Genomic DNA, 18,757 nt, shown 5'->3' on the forward strand with positions numbered 1-18,757 from the left:
GTCCTTGCCCGAAGCAGGACCTCGGGCAAGGTGCACGGCTTACAGGTACTTCATTTCAAATGTGGCTGAACCGTCGATAGTGACATCGTCGGTTAAGGTGAGGCTATCGGCGCGGGCAATGAAGGTGTAGATCATCAGTTCCATCGTGAGGTCTTTCACGGAGATTGGCGTGAGAGTGCCGACAGCGCTTACCGATGTGAGGTTATCCTTCAGGATCTGATAGATGCGCGTCCAACTCGCACCGTTATCAGTTGATCGGATCGAGTGCACAGGTTGTCCGTCCGCAAGCGCGCTTTGGATCGCTGGCGTGAAATAACCGATTTTTTCGTTATTGCTGGTCAGGCCCAATCCGAAATACAGGTTGGACGATGATGTTCCGGCTTTGTTATCAATACCGTTAAGTGCAAATGGCGTTGACGCGTCACACGCGACCGTCAGCTGCATCGGATGACTGCCTACTATCGTGTCACTTGTCAGGTTGAGGTCTTTTGCCTGCACCTGGCCGACGTCGACCGTTCCTCCATCGGACAACGAAGGAGTGCAAGCTCTCGGCGTGATGAGACCTGTGACAGTCAGGTCAATGCTCGAAGCCGCCACTGCATAAGGCGCAACGCCAATCAGTGCGGTGGCGGAGAGTGCTGCCAAGTACTTTTTGATCATTATTTGCTCACTTCTAGGGTTGTGTCCTGACTGCCCCGAGCCGCTCAAGTGCGCCCCGAATCCAGCAGGATCGGGCTGGGTGTTACAGGTAAATAATCTCGATCGTCCCCGCGCCGTCGAGCTCGATGGCGCTGCTCAGGTCGAGGCTGTTGGTGGGGGCGATGACGGCATCGACAGTCACCGTGCTGCTGAGGTTCTGGATCAGCACCGGGCCAGCGCCGCTGTCGGTGTTGTCGGTGAACGCCAGGTAACGGCTTTTACCGATGGCGATCGGGTTGGCGCTGCCGGTGCTCCAGGCCGTACCGGCGATGCTGGAGTCGGTTCGATAGAGGCGGGCGAAGCCGTCGGCATGGGCGTCGGCCGGGTCTACGCGCAGTGAAAAACGGCCAATCCTGTTACCGCGGCTGTCTTTGCCCAGGCCGTAGTCGATCTCGCTGTCGAGCGTTGCCGAGCCTGAGCGGTTGTCATGCATGATCAAGGCGAAGGTCGTCGGCGCGTCGCAGCCGACCCTCAGCGTCAACGACTTGGGCGACAGGTGTGTGTCCTTGTCGGCGTGCAGGTCTTTTTTCGACAGGGTGCCAAAGTCGACCACACCGCCGTTGGACAGCACCGGTTCGCAGGCCGCCGGAGCGAATCGGGCGCGCAAGGTCGCCTCACGGGTGAGTCCGGCGGCGTCGAATACCCCAAAGGCCTCCCAGGTCACCGCGTCACGCACCTGCATGCCTTGCTCCTGAACCCAGGCCGTCAGCTCAAGCTGCGCCGAGAAACTGCGCCCCTGCACCGGCACGCCGGCTTGCACCGGAACGACCCCGTGCTCCGGTCGCCAGATCAGGCTCGACGCCGTTTCTGCCGGCGGCTGTCCGCCCCCGGCAATCAACCCGATATCGACCGATTGGCCATCGAGCACGGCATCGTGAATACGCATCTGATAGCTGCCGCGTTCAGCAAAGTGAAAGCGTCCGGCGGTCGCGGCCATCGCCCGGTAGAACAGGCTCATGTCGATGGGCTGCGCACAGCTCAAGGTCAGGCTGAGCTGGCGTTCACCAAGGTTGCGTTCGGATGCCGCATCAGGCCGTATCGACCGGTTCATCAGCCCGTAATCGAGCTCCGGCTGGCTCAGGTTGAACTGGCAGTCGTCCGTGGACGCCGAGGCCAGTGGCGTGAATCCGCTCAGTGCCAGGGGGGCGAGGGTCAATAGCAGGTAGCGAGACAGGGTCATGAAGTCATCCTCAGAGTGCTTGGCACTTGGCAGGGGCGGTTTCGTAGTACGCGTTGGCGTCGGCGTCGGTGGGCAGTTCGAAGCGCAGTTCGCAGCGCTCCAGCCCCGGCGCGCTGATCCACAGCGCACGGCGGTCGAGAGCGTTGGGCAAAAACACCAGGCCGCCGTCCTGCACCAAGGTCACGAATTCGCCATCCGCGGTGTTCACGGAGGCACCGCGCGGCAGGGGCGCGCCATTGGCGGTAGTGGCCTTGAGCAAGGCCCGACGGGTCATCGTGATGCCGAATTCAACGTTGTCGACGGCGCCGCGACCGGCCGAAATCACCGCCAGGCCGTTGTTAATGTCGGCGTTGCGGGGCAGGGTTTTGGTGTCGACTTCCACCGGGCTTTTGCCGTAAGCCCTTACTTGCGGGATCACCGCCTGACCTTGCCAGTCGGTCCACACCGGACCGCTGGGCGTCGACACTTTGATGGAACCCATGTCACCGACCGACAGCAATGCAAAGGTGTCGCTCACCGGGTACGGCGACAGCGTCACGCCACCACCGTGCAGCACGGCGCCACCGCGAGCGCTGGCCTGGTAGCTGGAGCGCTCGGCATCTGCGCGGGTGTAATTGAGATCGAGCTGGGTGTAGCGCGGCAGCAGCGAAACGCCGGCCGTGGATTGCACCTGTTTGTCGCGCGTGTCGTGTTCGACGCCTACCCGGTAACCCAGTTGATCGTTGACCCGTTCACTCAAGCCCACGCCGCTGCGGTATTCGCCGGCGGAACTGCGCACCCAGCTGCGTGCCCGGCGGTTTTCGCCCAGCGGAATGCTGAGGTTCAGGTAGACGCTGTCATCGTTGCCGTTCGAACCGCTGAGCTGCCATTCGGCGGTCGCCGAGACGGATACACCCGCGATGCTGGTGCCCCAGGACGCGAGCGCGCGGCTGCTGCTTTGACCGTCGAACGAACTGGACCGGCTGAAGCCGCTGCTGAAGGCGCCGAGCCATGGATGCGACCATGACAGGGCCGCGCTTTGCTGATCGCGGTAACGGGATTGGCTGTTGTCGGACGTGTTGGCGAACACCGCCTCTTCCAGTTCCCGGTAACCCAGGGTTCGGTAAGAACTGCCGGCATTGAGCGCCCATTGCTCGTTTAGCCGATGCGAGACGCTCAGGTCAGCTTGAAGCCCTTGACTGGCTTGTCTGCCGCTGGCCTGCGCACCAGCGAGCGTGGCTTGCACCTGGGTGACACGTGAGGGCGACAGGCCGACGCTGGCACCCGCCGCGCGATAGTCGGCGGCACCGGTCAGGCCGGCGCTGAGCGACACTTGCGGGGTGAACGCGCCGCTCCAGCCGCCGCTGATGACCCAGGGATCGCCACCCTGCGCGTCACCGACATTGCGCACCTGACCGGCGCCCAGCGAATAACCGGGTGCAGGCAAGCCGACCCCCAACATCGCGGCCGGCACGGTAAAATTGCGCTCGCTGCCATCGGTCTCCTTGATCGTGACTTCCACGTCGGAGCGCGTGTTGAGCCGCCGCACATTGGTGAGCGCGAACGGGCCGGCGGGTACCACCGTGGAATGGATCAGTGAACCGTTTTGCCGGACCTCGACCTGGGCCTGACTGTTGGCGATCCCTTCAATGACCGCGCTTTGCCCTTCGACCTGCAGTGCTTGTTCATTCAGCACTTGCACGCCGGTGATCTGCGCGCCGGCGAGCACTGGGTTGTAGAGGTTGATCTGACCCGCCTGCAGCACTGCTTCCTGGCTGGCGAAAGTACGCTGGGCGTAGGCCGCAATATGAGTCGTTGTGGACACATCGTCCTGCCAGGTCTGCACCTGACGGCTGCGCACGATCCAGTCACCGGCATTGAAGCCGAGTTCAGTGTTGGCCGAGGCGTAGCGGCTGGTGCTGTTGGCAGAACGGCCGTGCAAACCGGTGACGTCGTAGTTGATCAAACCGGCGACACCACCGGTTTGATAGCCTGAAAAATCCCGGGCACTGGGGCGTATCGCATCGGTGGGCACGATCAACGACAGGGCCAGGGCCGCGGGGTCGGGTTCGATGACGGTCTGCGAAGCGCTGCCCAGAAAATCGTGGCATGGGCCATCGTCCAGCAAACGATCGGGCACCTTCAGGTTCGCTGCATCGAGCAGTGCGCGATCGAAGCACAACGCACCTTCGCGATCGAACGTGATATCGACCCGGCCATGACGCTGGCCGTTGACGATGAGCGTGACCGGGTGGCGGCCGGCCGTGAACTGCGGCGCCTGCATCAGCAGCGTCGCCAGCGCCGGATCGATGCCGCGCTGCAATAACGTGTCTTTGTCGAACGACGCGGGCATCGACACTTCACCGTAGGCGTCGAGCATCATCAGTGCGTTGCTCAGCAGCAAGGCCAATGTGGTTCGCTGCCATGGATGAGGGCGAGCGCCGTCCCGAATAACGGGCACGGCTTCGCCATCACGGTAATTCGATACTGTGTTCATCAGGATCACTTGGGTTATCGCGGCGTGCGTGCGGTTACAGACGCGCCTGTGGCAACGGCCAAGTGGCCGTCGCCCTGAAACATTGGCGCTCAATGTTCCTTGATGACGCCGTCAGGGGGTTCAGGACTGGATGGGCGCCTCGTAATGCGGTACTGCAAAGCCGTAGACCGTCGCCGGTTGAAAACGCACCTGTGTGGCGGCGCCCACGGCGACCCTGATGCTGATGTGTTCACCGGGCAGCACGTAGGTTTTTGGCAGCATCGCGTTGCCCGCCGCCGGCAACAACTGCACTTCCTGGCCCAGACGCACCACATAAGGCGTGTCGTTGCGAACGGTCAGTTGACCGTCCTTCAGCGACCATTGAAGGTCGGTCCATGGCGTGCGATTGGGGGCCAGTCCTTTGGGGTGCAGGATCACCGGCAAGTTCTGGCGCACTGTCACGCCCACCCGTGCCTGCCCCGCCTCGGCGGCGGCTTTGCCTTGTGGGATACCTTCGAAGATCACGCGCTTCAAACGCTGAGTGAGCAGGGGTTTATCCGATTGCAGAATGAACCGCACCAATTGCGTTTTACCCGCTTCGATGCGCGCCAGTGGTGGTGTCACGAACACCAGCGACTCACTGTCTTCGGCAATGTCTTCGAGGGTGACGTGCATCAACGCCAGGTTGGCATCGGTGTTGGTCACGGACACGGACGCTTCGCCGTCGGCCTCGTTGATGATGACCACCGAAGTGTTCGGCACCATGCCGTCGGCCTGGGCGTTTGCAGTCAGCAGCAGGGCGAATGCGCCGATGCCCGAATGGAACAGATGACGGGTGACATTGGAAAACATCGTCATGACGTGTCTCGTTGATTGTTCGAAAAAATGGAGCCGGGAATACCGGTCGATCAGTAATTCAGTTGCAGGGTGACGTACCCGTCGATGGGGATTTCATCGGTCAGCGTCAGGTCATTTGCGCGCACGATGGTGGTGAATGCCGTGAGCCGTGCGCGCAAATTCTTGATGGCGATCGGTGTGCCGAGGTCGTTCAATGCCGCGAACGCGGTCCGGCCGGCGTGCCCCAGGTAGGAGGACACTCGCCAAGTGGCACCGTCGTTGAGGGAAATGATGGTTTTCACCGCAACCCCATCGGCCACCGTATCGAACAGGCCCAGTGCAACGCTGCCCAGGTTCTGGTCGTCGTTGATGACGCCCAGCCCGTGACTATTGGGGTGAATGGCGGACGTGCCTTCGCGGTTGTCGATCGTCGTCAGGGTAAACGGCGTGGCGGCATCGCAATTCACCTCCAGATACAGCGTGCCGTTTTCCAGGGCTGTGGGCTGGTCCGGTCTCAGGTCTTTCACCGTGACTTTGCCATGGTCGACGATGCCGCCGCCGGACAGGCTGGGTGTGCAGGCGCTGGGGGTGATCAGGCCGGTGACGCTCATTTCTGTGCTGCTGGAGGCGAGGGCCATGGGGGCACAGGCGAACAACAGTGGAGCCAATAGAGCGAAGGAGCATCTTTCCATGATGGGTCGTCCTTTGAGTGAGCGGGCAACGCTGTGTGCCAGGCGTTGCTCGTTGATGACGGAGGGTTACAGGTACTTGATCTGGAGGGTTGCGGAGCCGTCGAGTGTGACTTCGTCGGTCAGGGTCAGGCTGTTGGCGGGGGCGATGCCGGTACGCACATGGAGATCAAGGTTCAACTCCTTCATCGCGATGGGAGCAATGACGGCACCCGGAGCACCGACACTCCAGATGTTGTTGGCCCCCCAGAATGCCGCAGACCCTTCCTTAAGCCAGGTCTCGCCACCATCAGTGGAGAGAATGGCTTGAGCGTGGGTGCCGTCCGCCATCACATTGCGCGGAACAACGCGAAAGTGGCCCAGCTTTTCGTGGGTATTGATCAGCCCCAGGCCAAAGTAATTGCCCGCAGTGCTTGTGCCTGCACGGTTATCAATCGGGTTTATGGCAAACGGCGTAGCCGCATCGCAGTTCACTGTCATTTGCATGATTATTTCAGGCAAGTAAGTGTGTTTGTCGGGATTGAGGTCTTGTACGGAAAACTTGCCGTGATCGGCGATGCCGCCCCCGGCCAGTACTGGCGTGCATGCATTCGGAGTGATCAGACCTTTCACGGTCAGGTCCGTGCTGGAGGCAGCAAAGGCGGATGAGGAAACGGTCAGCAGCAAGGCAGCGGTCAGAAGGGATAAACGCGTGTTCATGTATGGCTCTTCCTTGATGAGCGATGATTGGGAGTTGCCCGATACGGACAGGGCGCAATCTATCGGTCGAGGTCGCCATGCGGAATGCAACTAATACGAAAACGGAGGGATCGGTGTACGAAAGGGTGTTGCGGACTAAAAATCGCCCTGCTGCGTAGCGTTGTCTGTAGTCCTTCTGTGTAGCCGATGTAGCTTATAAATGTAGGGCGGTTCTTTTTGTTTCGTGGGAGAAAAACCAGGCTCCCGATTACATTGGGTGAGGTGGTTTTACGCTCGGGAAAGGGCGTTGTGGTAGGACCCGGACGGCGCTATTTTTCGCGCATTCCAGTCACCTAACAGGATAAATCCGACAATGCGCGTAATCATTGCTGACGACCATCCGGTCGTTCGTATCGGCATGCGAATGCTCGTCGATCTGAACCGGACATGTGTGGTGGTAGGGGAGGCGGATGGTCCCGACAGTCTGTTGAGTCTGCTGTGCACGACGCCTTGTGATCTGTTGATCACCGACTTTTGCATGCCGGGCAACTTGCAGGCCGATGGGCTGAAAATGCTGAGCCGGGTGCGACGTGGCTACCCGACGATGCCTATCATTCTGGTCACGATGTTTGCCAGCGTCACCACGCTGAGGGCGGCATTCGCACTGGGCGTGGGGGCGATCATCGACAAAGGCGCGTCGGCAAAGGAACTGCCCCTGGCGATCAAATCGGTGGGTGAAGGGCTCCGTTATATCAGCCAGTCGTTGCGCACCGCGCTACTTCAGGCAGATGCCCAGGGGCAGTCGAGTTCCGCTGTGCTTTCCGCAAAAGAGCACGAAGTGGTCAGAATGCTCGCCAGTGGCATGACCGTCAGTGAGATCGCTGGTCACTTCAAACGCAGCGTTTCGACCATCAGCAAACAGAAAAGCATGGCGATGCAGCGGCTGGGCATTTCCACGGATGTGGACCTTTTTGCCTATGCCCGTGAGAGTGGCATGGTGCATTAGGTTCGCAATGCACTCGGGCAGTCCCGATATTCCCGCCACGAATGCCCATGGTCTTCCCCGTCTTTGCAGACTATCGTGCAGGCAATCCTTCAAACGTACGGAGTTTGCCCATGAGTGATGCCCACAACGCATTGATCACCCGGTTCTACCAGGCTTTTCAGCGTCTGGATGCCGAGGCCATGAGCGCCTGTTACACCGACGATGTGGTGTTCAGTGATCCGGCGTTCGGCGAACTGCGCGGTCGCGACGCCGGCGACATGTGGCGCATGCTCACCACTCGGGCCAAGGACTTCTCCCTGACCTTCGACAACGTGCGGGCCGACGATCGCACGGGCGGTGCGCACTGGGTCGCGACGTACCTGTTCAGCCAGACCGGCAACGTTGTGGTCAACGATATTCAGGCGCGCTTCGTGTTTCGCGACGGCAAGATCTGCGAGCACCACGACAACTTCGACCTGTGGGCCTGGTCGCGGCAGGCGCTGGGTTTCAAAGGGCTGATACTGGGGTGGACGCCTCTGGTCAGAAACGCCGTTCGTGCTCAAGCCCTCAAGGGGCTGAAGGCATTCCAGGCCAGTCGCTGATAAGATCGCGGCTTGTTTCCTACAAGCCATGATCGTCACGTGAGCACCCTCAGCGAATCTTCCGACACTGCCGCCGAACCGGTGCTGCCCGTCAGCAAACCCTGGTTCGTCTATCTCGTTCGCGCCGCCAATGGTTCGCTTTACTGCGGCATCAGCGACGACCCCGTGCGGCGCTTCGCCACTCACCAGAGCGGCAAAGGTGCGCGGTTCTTCCTCTCCAGCCCGGCCGTGGCACTCGTTTACACAGAAGTCTGTCGCGATAAGAGCGAAGCGCTACGGCAGGAACGGCTGATCAAAAAACTCAGGAAAAGCGCCAAGGAATGTCTGGTCGCGAGCGCCGCTGCGGGCTTATCAACCTGACTGATAAGTTCCTATCAGGCAGATCTGTAGGCCGCTTGTCGATTGCGCGCTAAGCTGCGGATTCCTTATCCGTGCGGCGGAGCCGAGCATGTCCGAGTTGATTCTTCATCATTACCCGACGTCCCCTTTTGCCGAAAAAGCCCGCCTGCTGTTGGGCTTCAAGGGGTTGTCCTGGCGCTCGGTGAACATTTCGCCGGTGATGCCAAAACCCGATCTGACTGCGCTGACCGGTGGCTATCGCAGGACGCCGGTTTTGCAGATCGGCGCGGATATCTATTGCGACACGTCGTTGATTGCCCGTCGTCTGGAGCAGGAAAAAGCCTTGCCGGCGTTTTTCCCGGAAGGCCAGGAAATGATTGCCGCGACCTTTGCGGCCTGGGCGGACTCGGTGGTGTTCCAGCATGCGGTCAGCCTGGTCTTCCAGCCGGAATCGGTGGCGGTGCGTTTCGGCAAATTGTCGCCGGAGGCGATCAAGGCATTCCTCGCCGACCGCGCCGGGTTGTTCAGCGGTGGCAGCGCTTCCAGGTTGTCCGCCGAGCAGGCGAAACATCAATGGCCGACGATCATGGCGCGGCTGGAACAACAGTTGCAACGCGAGCAGGGTGACTTCCTGCTTGGCGAGCCGTCGATTGCCGACTTTGCTCTGGTCCATTCACTGTGGTTCCTCAAGGCGACGCCGGTCACTTCACCGCTGGTTGATGCCTATCCGGCTGTGTCGGCCTGGTTTGGGCGGGTGATGGGCTTCGGGCATGGTGCGTCCAGCGAGATGACGTCCGCGGAGGCACTGGAGGTGGCGCGCAATGCCACGCCAGCGGCTTTGCCGGATGAGCAGTTCGAAGAACCGAACGGGTTTGAACCTGGCGAGCAGGTGAAGATCGCGGCCATCGATTACGGCGTTGATCCGGTGGTGGGTGAATTACTGTTTGCGGGCAGTGAGGAATTGATTCTGCGCCGTGAAGACGAATGTGGCGGCGTGGTGCATGTGCATTTTCCGCGCTTTGGGTTCCGCATCGAGAAGCATTGACGTACAAACTGTGGGAGCGGGCTTGCTCGCGATGGCTGCGTGTCAGTTAACGATGATGTCGACTGATGCACCGCTACCGCGAGCAAGCTCCCACAGTTGTTATTTCAGGGCCGCGAGGATTGCGTCCGGGTCATACCCGCGAATCAGCGTCCCGTTCACATCGATGATCGGAATCCCGCCACCCCCCAACGCCTCATACGCCGTACGCGCCTGGGCATCCTTCTCGATATCGAATTCCTTGTACGGAATGCCTTTCTGATCGAGAAAACGCCGGGTCAGTTTGCAGTAACCGCACCAGTCGGTGGCATAGAGCACGACGTTGGCCTTGGCCTGTGCCTGCTCCGACACCACTTGCGAAGGGTTGAACACCCGCTCGATCTTGCCCCAGTTCTGGTAAACCACAACGACCAGCAGAATCAGCAGGAATTTCTTCAGGATGCCGTTCAGCATCAGTTGCGTCGCTTGAGCTGGTCGGTCAACTGAGTTGGCAAGCCCTTGATGATCAGTGTGCCGGCTTCTTCGTCGTACTCGATCTTCGAGCCCAACAGGTGCGCTTCAAAGCTGATGGACAGGCCTTCCGCGCGGCCAGTGAAGCGGCGGAATTGATTCAGGGTGCGTTTGTCTGCCGGAATCTCTGGCGACAGGCCGTAATCCTTGTTGCGGATGTGATCGTAGAACGCTTTCGGACGTTCTTCGTCGATCAGCTCGGAGAGTTCTTCCAGGCCCATCGGTTCGCCGAGCTTGGCCTGGCTGCTGGCGTAATCGACCAGGGTCTTGGTTTTCTCGCGGGCGGATTCTTCCGGCAAATCTTCGCTTTCCACGAAATCACTGAACGCCTTGAGCAGGGTGCGGGTTTCCCCCGGGCCGTCGACGCCTTCCTGGCAGCCGATGAAGTCGCGGAAATACTCCGAAACCTTTTTCCCGTTCTTGCCTTTGATGAACGAAATGTACTGCTTGGACTGTTTGTTGTTCTGCCATTCGGACACGTTGATCCGCGCGGCCAGGTGCAATTGGCCCAGGTCCAGGTGGCGGGATGGGGTCACGTCCAGCTGATCCGTCACAGCAACGCCTTCGCTGTGGTGTAGCAGCGCGATCGCCAGGTAATCGGTCATGCCCTGCTGGTAATGGGCGAACAGCACGTGGCCGCCTACTGAGAGGTTTGACTCTTCCATCAGCTTTTGCAGATGTTCCACTGCCACCCGGCTGAACGACGTGAAGTCCTTGCCGCCCTCGAAGTATTCCTTCAGCCAGCCGCTGAACGGGTGCGCGCCGGATTCGGCATGGAAGAAACCCCAGGCCTTGCCTTGTTTGGCGTTATAGCTCTCGTTAAGGTCGGCAAGCATGTTCTCGATGGCGCTCGACTCGGCAAGTTCAGAGTCGCGGGCGTGAAGAACTGCAGGTGTGCCGTCGGGTTTTTTGTCGATCAGGTGGACGATGCAATGACGGATCGGCATGGGCTTCTCGGCTGATTGAAGAGAGGAGGGCGTGCTCCCCGAAAAAGTGCCAAGTGTACCGCAACCACTGGTTTTGGCGCGGCATGAAGGGTAAATCCGGGGCGACCGGCGGCGCTTATGCGTTTTTTTCCCGTTTTAGAGCAATAAAGCTGACCAAATGGGTAGCTAGAGGCGGATATTTCCCCGTCTCTGTGCTAGTTTTGCCCCGTCTTGCGCGAAGTCACTGCGTTAAGCGTGCATTCAGCATTTGTCAGGTCGAACCAAACCCTGATTTCGGTATCTATAACCCCGATCCAGTGGTTATTGGCCGAGGGTGCCAGATCCAGAAGATCGGGCTCGATGGCTGACACTGCACTCTGCAATCCATATGAATTTGATAGGGAAGGAACACTACATGGCTCTTACTAAAGACCAACTGATCGCCGACATCGCTGAAGCTATCGACGCGCCAAAAACCACCGCGCGTAACGCTTTGGACCAACTGGGCCAAATCGTTGCTGATCAGCTGGAAAACGGCGGCGAAATCACTCTGCCAGGTATCGGCAAACTGAAAGTGACTGAGCGTCCTGCCCGTACTGGCCGTAACCCTTCGACTGGCGCTGCCATCGAAATCGCTGCCAAGAAAGTTATCAAGCTGGTTGTGGCCAAAGGCCTGACCGACGCTGTTAACAAGTAAGACTTGTTAAAAAAAACCGTGCTCCGGAGCAATCCGGACACGGTTTTTTTATGTCTGCGATTCAGCGATTGTCCTGCACCACCGCTGAACCAACGCAGGAGTGAGCCTGCTTAGCTCTTGCGAACCCAGCGTTCGCGCCAGACCTGCTGCTCGGATTTGGTCTGGAAGGTCCAGGCCACGAAGCGGCTCTGCTTCTGGCCCTGGGACATTTCCACCACCTGGCTTTCCAGCACACCGGCTTTTTTCAGTGCCGTCTGGATTGCAGGCAGGTTCGAGGCCTTCGAGACCAGCGTGCTGAACCACAGCACTTTATGCTGGAAACTCGCACTTTCGGCGATCAGTTGCGTCACAAACCGCGCTTCGCCGCCTTCACACCACAACTCAGCCGATTGACCACCGAAGTTCAGCACCGGCAATTTACGTTTCGGGTCGGCACGGCCCAGGGCACGCCATTTACGCTCGCTGCCCTTGGTCGCTTCGTCCATCGAGGCGTGGAACGGCGGGTTGCACATGGTCAGGTCAAAGCGTTCACCCGGCTCCAGCAAGCCCAGCAGGATGTGCTTGGGATTATTTTGCTGACGCAACTGGATGGCTTTGTTCAGACCGTTGGACTGCACGATGGCTTTGGCGGCAGCGACGGCCGTCGGGTCGATTTCCGAACCGAGGAAGTGCCAGCGGTAGTCGCTGTAGCCGATCAACGGATAGACACAGTTGGCGCCCATGCCGATGTCGAGCACTTTGACCGGCGCGCCGCGAGGGATTTCACCGTCATTGACGCTGGCCAGCAAGTCGGCGAGGAAGTGCACGTAGTCGGCACGCCCCGGAACCGGTGGGCAGAGGTAATCCGCCGGGATGTCCCAATGCGCGATGCCGTAAAACGACTTGAGCAACGCCCGGTTGAACACACGCACCGCGTCGGGGCTGGCGAAGTCGATGCTTTCCTTGCCGTACGGGTTGATGATCACGAACTTCGCCAGTTCCGGCGTGGTTTTGATCAGTGCCGGGAAGTCGTAGCGACCCTGATGGCGGTTGCGCGGGTGCAGGTTGGCTTTTTCACGCGGTTCCACGGCTTTGGCCGGGGTGGCGGTGTCAGGCTTTTTGCGCGCAGGTCTTGGTGTGCGGGGGGCGTTCATGGGCGTTGTCGATTCGGGTATGGCTAAAAGTGACGGGTATTGTCCCACATCCAGCCGTTGTGAACCCAATTGTGACAAACACCACATTCCCCCTGTAGGAGTGAGCCTGCTCGCGATGGCTGCGTGTCAGTAACGATGATGTCGACTGATGGGCCGCTATCGCGAGCAGGCTCACTCCTACAGGGGGCATTCGGCGTTTGAGGGAAAGGGGCAGGCACAAAAAAGGGAGGCCGTTACGGGCCTCCCTCTTTCATTGCGATGTGCCGTTACAGACTGGCAATCCGCGCATGCTGCTCGGCCAGCTTGCCCAAAGCCTGTTCGGCTTCGGCCAGTTTGGCGCGCTCTTTCTCGATGACTTCAGCCGGAGCTTTGTCGACGAAACCAGCGTTGGACAGCTTGCCACCGACGCGTTGGACTTCGCCCTGCAGACGCAGGATTTCCTTGTCCAGGCGCGCCAGTTCGGCGTCCTTGTCGATCAGGCCAGCCATCGGCACCAGCACTTCCATCTCGCCCACCAGTGCGGTGGCGGACAGCGGTGCTTCTTCGCCGGCAGCCAACACCGTGATCGATTCAAGACGAGCCAGCTTCTTCAGCAGTGCTTCGTTCTCGGTGAGACGGCGCTGGTCTTCAGCGCTGACGTTCTTCAGGTAGATCGGCAGCGGTTTGCCAGGACCAATGTTCATTTCGCCACGGATGTTACGCGTGCCGAGCATCAGTTCCTTGAGCCATTCGATGTCGTCTTCGGCGGCCGGATCGATGCGCTCTTCATTGGCCACTGGCCAAGGTTGCAGCATGATCGTCTTGCCCTGAATACCGGCCAGCGGCGCGATGCGCTGCCAGATTTCTTCGGTGATGAACGGCATGAACGGGTGCGCCAGACGCAACGCCACTTCCAGGACGCGAACCAGTGTACGGCGGGTGCCGCGCTGACGCTCGACCGGCGCGTTTTCGTCCCACAGCACAGGCTTGGACAGTTCCAGGTACCAGTCGCAATACTGGTTCCAGATGAACTCGTACAGGGCTTGCGCCGCCAGGTCGAAACGGAACTGGTCGAGTTGACGGGTCACTTCGGCTTCGGTGCGTTGCAGCTGCGAGATGATCCAGCGATCCGCCAGGGACAGTTCGTAGGCTTCGCCGTTCTGGCCGCAGTCTTCGCCCTTGTCCAGAACATAACGCGCGGCGTTCCAGATCTTGTTGCAGAAGTTGCGATAGCCTTCAACGCGGCCCATGTCGAACTTGATGTCACGACCGGTGGACGCCAGCGAGCAGAAGGTGAAGCGCAGGGCGTCGGTGCCGTAGCTGGCGATACCGTCGGCGAACTCGTCGCGGGTCTGCTTCTCGATCTTCTTCGCCAGTTTCGGCTGCATCAGGCCGGAGGTGCGTTTCTGTACCAGCTCTTCCAGTTCGATACCGTCGATGATGTCCAGCGGGTCCAGGACGTTGCCCTTGGACTTGGACATCTTCTGGCCTTGGCCATCACGCACCAGGCCGTGCACATAAACGGTCTTGAACGGAACCTGCGGCGTGCCGTCTTCGTTCTTCACCAAATGCATGGTGAGCATGATCATCCGGGCAACCCAGAAGAAAATGATGTCGAAACCGGTCACCAGCACATCGGTGGAGTGGAATTTTTTCAGGAATTCGGTTTGCTCAGGCCAGCCGAGCGTGGAAAAGGTCCACAGGCCCGAACTGAACCAGGTGTCGAGAACGTCGTTGTCCTGTTGCAGCGCAATGTCCGGACCGAGATTGTTCTTGGCGCGCACTTCGGCTTCGTCGCGACCGACGTAGACTTTGCCCGACTCGTCGTACCAGGCCGGAATCCGGTGGCCCCACCACAACTGACGGCTGATGCACCAATCCTGGATGTCGCGCATCCACGAGAAGTACATGTTTTCGTATTGCTTGGGCACGAACTGGATGCGGCCATCTTCAACGGCTGCAATCGCTGGCTCGGCCAACGGCTTGGTCGACACGTACCACTGGTCGGTCAGCCATGGCTCGATGATCGTGCCGGAGCGGTCGCCTTTCGGCACTTTCAGGGCGTGATCATTGACGCTGACCAGCAGACCGGCGGCGTCGAATGCAGCAACGATTTGCTTGCGGGCTTCAAAGCGGTCGAGGCCGGCGTATTCGGCCGGGATCTTGCCGTCGATGCTTTCGTTCAGCGTGCCGTCGAGGTTGAACACCTGGCAGGCCGGCAGTACGGCAGCGTTTTTGTCGAAGATGTTCAGCAGTGGCAGGTTGTGGCGTTTGCCGACTTCGTAGTCGTTGAAATCGTGGGCCGGGGTGATTTTCACGCAGCCGGTGCCGAATTCAGGGTCGCAGTAATCGTCGGCGATGATCGGGATGCGGCGGCCGACCAGCGGCAGCTCGACAAATTTTCCGATCAGGGCTTTGTAGCGTTCATCGTTCGGGTTAACCGCGACGGCGGCGTCGCCGAGCATGGTTTCCGGGCGAGTGGTCGCGACGATCAGGTAATCATTGCCTTCCGCGGTTTTGACGCCGTCGGCCAGCGGGTACTTGAGGTTCCACAGGAAACCTTTCTCGTCGTGGTTTTCCACTTCGAGGTCGGAAATCGCCGTGTGCAACTTGGTGTCCCAGTTGACCAGACGCTTGCCGCGGTAGATCAGGCCGTCTTCATGCAGGCGCACGAAGGCTTCTTTCACTGATTCCGAGAGGCCGTCATCCATGGTGAAGCGCTCGCGGCTCCAGTCGACGGACGAGCCGAGGCGACGGATCTGACGGCTGATGTTGCCGCCGGATTCATCCTTCCATTCCCAGATTTTCTCGAGAAATTTCTCGCGACCCAGGTCGTGGCGGCTCTGGCCTTTGGCTTCGAGTTGACGCTCCACCAGCATCTGCGTGGCGATACCGGCGTGGTCGGTGCCCGGCTGCCACAGGGTGTTGCGACCCTGCATGCGGCGGAAACGGATCAGGGCGTCCATGATCGCGTTGTTGAAGCCGTGACCCATGTGCAGGCTGCCGGTGACGTTCGGCGGCGGGATCATGATGGTGTAGGACTCGCCCGCGCCTTGCGGGGCGAAGTAATTCTCAGACTCCCAAGTGTTGTACCAGGAAGTTTCAATGGCGTGCGGCTGGTAGGTCTTATCCATGCGCGGCGGGACCCTATTGGCATTTATTCAGGAAAAGCCGGCAAGTATAGCGGGGCATGGGGCGCAGGGCGAGCAGGTGCGGACAGGGCGCAGTCAAATCCAGCGCTGATCTACTGTGGGAGCGAGCTTGCTCGCGATGGCGGTCGGTCGGTCAACATGGATGTTGAAGGTTATGGCCTCATCGCGAGCAAACTCGCTCCCACAGGGATTGGGGGGATTCTGGTTATTCGTATTGGCTGAGAAGCCGTTCCATCCGCGCTTCAAGGCGACGTTTGATTTCGGTTTCAATATGCGGGGCGAAGTCGTCGATCACGTCTTGCATGATCAACATCGCAGCAGCGCGCAGTTCGCCGTCCAGGTGCAGCAGGGCGTCGGGGCCTTTGCTGGTGTTCGGCGCGGGTTGCGCGGCAGGGGCGGGCGGTGGTGTCGGTTCGACCGGCTGCGGCACATTGCCGACAGACTCGAACAACATGGGAATCTGTTCCTGATCACCGTCGATGACCGTGTCGGTCAGCAGCGGAGGTTGCAGGTTGTCATCGCCGAGCAATTGGCGGATCGACTCGAGGTCGTCCAGCAGGTGCGCGGACTTTTGCTGCGGTTTCGGAGTGTCCATCGGAATGCTCAGAGTCGCTGTAAACGGTGGTCTTGCAGAGGATAGCCCTGTTCGCGGTAGAAACGGAAACTCTCCCGCGCAGCCGCACGAATCGTCGGATCTTCCACCACTATTTCCGCCACGCGGGCAAATTTGTTGGCGAATACCGGCACTTTCAGGTCGAGATTGACCAGCAGGTCCTGGTGCTGACCGCAGTCTTCACCCAGTCCCAGCACAATCAAACCGTCCGGTTCACTGTCGGCGGGCCCATGAGGGACGAAGCTTTCGCCCTTGAACGCCCAAAGGCGCGCAGCAAGGTCGTCGCGCTGGCTAGCATCGCTGCAATGCAGGTAAATGCGGTGGCCCATGCGCCAGGCTTTTTCGGTGAGCTTGCAGGCGAAATCCAGGCGTGCCGAAGGATCGGCGCTGGGCAGGATATAGAAGTCGACTTTGGTCATTGCGGTTCCTGAGCCAGGCGCGGCGTCACCCAAAGGCAACGCCACCCCGGTTCATCGGTTTCAGGCTTTGGCGCGGTCCAGCAGGTATTGGGTCAGCAATGGAACCGGACGGCCAGTGGCGCCCTTGTCCTTGCCGCCGCTGGTCCATGCGGTGCCGGCGATGTCCAGGTGCGCCCAGTTCAGGTTCTTGGTGAAGCGCGACAGGAAGCAGGCTGCGGTGATAGTCCCGGCTTTCGGCCCGCCAATGTTGGCGATGTCGGCGAACGGGCTGTCCAACTGCTCCTGGTACTCATCGAAGAGCGGCAATTGCCAGGCGCGGTCGTCAGCGGTCTGGCCGGCGCTCAGCAGTTGGCCGATCAGTTCGTCGTTGTTACCCAGCAGGCCCGAGGTGTGGGCGCCCAGGGCCACGACGCAGGCGCCGGTCAGGGTCGCGATGTCGATCACGGCTTGCGGCTTGAAGCGTTCGGAGTAGGTCAGGGCATCGCACAGCACCAGACGGCCTTCGGCGTCGGTGTTGAGGATTTCCACGGTCTGGCCGCTCATGGTGGTGACGATGTCGCCAGGGCGCGAAGCGTTGCCGCTCGGCATGTTCTCGGCGCACGCCAGGATGCACACCAGGTTGATCGGCAGTTTCAGCTCAAGCACAGCACGCAGGGTGCCGAACACGCTGGCAGCGCCGCCCATGTCGTACTTCATTTCATCCATGCCGGCGCCCGGCTTCAGGCTGATGCCGCCGGTGTCAAAGGTGATGCCTTTGCCGACCAGGGCATACGGCTTCTCGGATTTCTTGCCGCCGTTGTATTGCATGACGATCAGGCGCGGAGGCTGGGCGCTGCCCTGGCCTACGGCGTAGAACGAACCCATGCCCAGTTCCTTGATTTTCTTTTCATCAAGAACTTCTACTTTCAGGGTTTTGAATTCTTTGCCGAGGTTCTTGGCCTGCTCGCCGAGGAACGTCGGGTGGCAGATGTTCGGCGGCAGGTTACCCAGATTACGGGTGAAGGCCATGCCGTTGGCGATAGCGGTGGCGTGAGTCACGGCGCGCTCGACTTCAGCCTGCGCAGCCTTGATGGTCAGCAGGGTGACTTTCTTCAGGGCGCGAGGTTCCGCTTTCTGGCTCTTGAACTGGTCGAAGGTGTATTCGCCGTCCACCAGGGTTTCAGCCAGCAGGCGGGTCTTGCCGTAGCTGTCGCGGCCCTTGACCACGATTTCGTCCAGCGCCAGCACGGCGTCGGTGCCGCCCAGGCCTTTCAGGGTGTTGAGTACGCCGGCAATGATTTTGCGGAACGGGCGGTCGCCCAGCTCTTCGTCCTTGCCCACGCCAACCAGCAGAACGCGGTCAGCCTTAAGGTTCGGCAGGCTGTGCAGCAACAGGCTCTGGCCGACTTTGCCGGCGAGGTCGCCGCGCTTGAGCACAGCGCTGATCGCACCACCACTCAGTTCGTCCAGTTGTTTGGCCACGGCGCCGAGCTTGCGGCCTTCGCCGACGGCGACGACCAGCGTGGCGGTCTTCAACGTTTCTGGGCTAACGCTTTTTACAACCAGTTCCATGTCCGGGTCCCTGAATAATGGTCAACGTGCGTGGGCAAAACGGCGACGCACAGACGCTTGCTTATATAGATGGTAAGACGCAGGTCACGGCCCGCGACAAAGGCCGCAGTTTGAACCTCGCTCCCTGCGCCTGACAACCCTCGGTTGTACGATCTTCAACGCATTGAACGCCAGCTTGAGCATGCGCAGTGACAGGGGCACTCATTCACAGGATAATGCGCCATCTTTTTCGGCGGCTCTGCCCTGCAGGCTGTCTGATACGTTTGCTTGT

Annotated in this window: 18 protein-coding genes; 5 read left to right on the forward strand and 13 right to left on the reverse strand. The window is 60.1% G+C overall.

Features of this window, described 5'->3' with window-relative positions:
• Positions 1-39: 39 nt before the first annotated feature.
• The 6 genes from D882_RS0119945 to D882_RS0119970 all read right to left on the reverse strand — a co-directional run bounded on the left by D882_RS0119945 (position 40) and on the right by D882_RS0119970 (position 6,559).
• Complete coding sequence (locus D882_RS0119945) at positions 40-660, reverse strand: DUF1120 domain-containing protein (protein ID WP_027924865.1); 621 nt, start codon at positions 658-660, stop codon at positions 40-42.
• Positions 661-742: 82 nt separating this feature from the next.
• Positions 743-1,879: a DUF1120 domain-containing protein gene (locus D882_RS0119950; protein WP_027924866.1), complete on the reverse strand. Its 1,137-nt coding sequence runs from the start codon at positions 1,877-1,879 to the stop codon at positions 743-745.
• A gap of 10 nt (positions 1,880-1,889) precedes the next feature.
• On the reverse strand, positions 1,890-4,355 hold the full coding sequence (locus D882_RS0119955; RefSeq protein ID WP_027924867.1) for a fimbria/pilus outer membrane usher protein: 2,466 nt from the start codon (positions 4,353-4,355) through the stop codon (positions 1,890-1,892).
• A gap of 120 nt (positions 4,356-4,475) precedes the next feature.
• Complete coding sequence (locus D882_RS0119960; RefSeq protein WP_027924868.1) at positions 4,476-5,192, reverse strand: fimbria/pilus chaperone family protein; 717 nt, start codon at positions 5,190-5,192, stop codon at positions 4,476-4,478.
• A 50-nt stretch (positions 5,193-5,242) separates the two neighbouring features.
• Complete coding sequence (locus D882_RS0119965; protein WP_027924869.1) at positions 5,243-5,863, reverse strand: DUF1120 domain-containing protein; 621 nt, start codon at positions 5,861-5,863, stop codon at positions 5,243-5,245.
• Between the two features lie 66 nt (positions 5,864-5,929).
• Positions 5,930-6,559 carry a DUF1120 domain-containing protein gene (locus D882_RS0119970; RefSeq protein WP_017340646.1) on the reverse strand — a complete coding sequence of 210 codons (630 nt, stop codon included), beginning with the start codon at positions 6,557-6,559 and terminating at the stop codon, positions 5,930-5,932.
• Positions 6,560-6,911: 352 nt separating this feature from the next.
• Here D882_RS0119970 and D882_RS0119975 point away from each other — a divergent pair, with 352 nt between their 5' ends.
• From D882_RS0119975 to D882_RS0119990, 4 genes are all read left to right on the forward strand, one after another.
• On the forward strand, positions 6,912-7,544 hold the full coding sequence (locus tag D882_RS0119975; protein WP_027924870.1) for a response regulator transcription factor: 633 nt from the start codon (positions 6,912-6,914) through the stop codon (positions 7,542-7,544).
• A 110-nt stretch (positions 7,545-7,654) separates the two neighbouring features.
• Positions 7,655-8,125, forward strand: a complete 471-nt coding sequence (locus D882_RS0119980) for a nuclear transport factor 2 family protein (protein ID WP_027924871.1) — start codon at positions 7,655-7,657, stop codon at positions 8,123-8,125.
• Positions 8,126-8,164: 39 nt separating this feature from the next.
• On the forward strand, positions 8,165-8,485 hold the full coding sequence (locus D882_RS0119985) for a GIY-YIG nuclease family protein (protein WP_027924872.1): 321 nt from the start codon (positions 8,165-8,167) through the stop codon (positions 8,483-8,485).
• Positions 8,486-8,573: 88 nt separating this feature from the next.
• On the forward strand, positions 8,574-9,509 hold the full coding sequence (locus D882_RS0119990) for a glutathione S-transferase family protein (protein WP_027924873.1): 936 nt from the start codon (positions 8,574-8,576) through the stop codon (positions 9,507-9,509).
• 99 nt (positions 9,510-9,608) lie between these two features.
• On the opposite strand, the gene D882_RS0119995 is transcribed toward D882_RS0119990, so the two are convergent.
• Entirely contained in the window at positions 9,609-9,959 is a 351-nt protein-coding gene (locus D882_RS0119995; RefSeq protein WP_027924874.1) for a glutaredoxin family protein, read from the reverse strand.
• Positions 9,959-10,963 (reverse strand): nucleoid-associated protein YejK, encoded by a 1,005-nt coding sequence (yejK, locus tag D882_RS0120000; RefSeq protein ID WP_027924875.1) that lies wholly within the window; start codon positions 10,961-10,963, stop codon positions 9,959-9,961. The genes D882_RS0119995 and yejK overlap by 1 nt, the downstream gene beginning before the upstream one ends.
• Before the next feature lie 394 nt (positions 10,964-11,357).
• Here yejK and D882_RS0120005 point away from each other — a divergent pair, with 394 nt between their 5' ends.
• A complete protein-coding gene (locus tag D882_RS0120005) occupies positions 11,358-11,639 on the forward strand; it encodes an HU family DNA-binding protein (protein WP_007905514.1) in 282 nt (93 codons plus the stop codon).
• Between the two features lie 110 nt (positions 11,640-11,749).
• On the opposite strand, the gene rlmF is transcribed toward D882_RS0120005, so the two are convergent.
• The 5 genes from rlmF to D882_RS0120035 all read right to left on the reverse strand — a co-directional run bounded on the left by rlmF (position 11,750) and on the right by D882_RS0120035 (position 18,486).
• Positions 11,750-12,772: a 23S rRNA (adenine(1618)-N(6))-methyltransferase RlmF gene (gene rlmF / locus D882_RS0120010; RefSeq protein WP_027924876.1), complete on the reverse strand. Its 1,023-nt coding sequence runs from the start codon at positions 12,770-12,772 to the stop codon at positions 11,750-11,752.
• Positions 12,773-13,038: 266 nt separating this feature from the next.
• Positions 13,039-15,885 carry a valine--tRNA ligase gene (locus D882_RS0120015; RefSeq protein WP_027924877.1) on the reverse strand — a complete coding sequence of 949 codons (2,847 nt, stop codon included), beginning with the start codon at positions 15,883-15,885 and terminating at the stop codon, positions 13,039-13,041.
• A 223-nt stretch (positions 15,886-16,108) separates the two neighbouring features.
• Positions 16,109-16,498, reverse strand: coding sequence for a hypothetical protein (locus D882_RS0120025; RefSeq protein WP_027924878.1), 390 nt, complete (start codon positions 16,496-16,498; stop codon positions 16,109-16,111).
• An 8-nt stretch (positions 16,499-16,506) separates the two neighbouring features.
• Complete coding sequence (locus D882_RS0120030) at positions 16,507-16,935, reverse strand: DNA polymerase III subunit chi (protein WP_027924879.1); 429 nt, start codon at positions 16,933-16,935, stop codon at positions 16,507-16,509.
• Between the two features lie 60 nt (positions 16,936-16,995).
• Positions 16,996-18,486 carry a leucyl aminopeptidase gene (locus D882_RS0120035; protein WP_027924880.1) on the reverse strand — a complete coding sequence of 497 codons (1,491 nt, stop codon included), beginning with the start codon at positions 18,484-18,486 and terminating at the stop codon, positions 16,996-16,998.
• Positions 18,487-18,757 lie beyond the last annotated feature (271 nt).

The sequence above is a fragment of the Pseudomonas sp. URMO17WK12:I12 genome (assembly GCF_000514395.1).
In the GTDB taxonomy this organism is placed as follows: Bacteria; Pseudomonadota; Gammaproteobacteria; order Pseudomonadales; family Pseudomonadaceae; genus Aquipseudomonas; species Aquipseudomonas mucoides.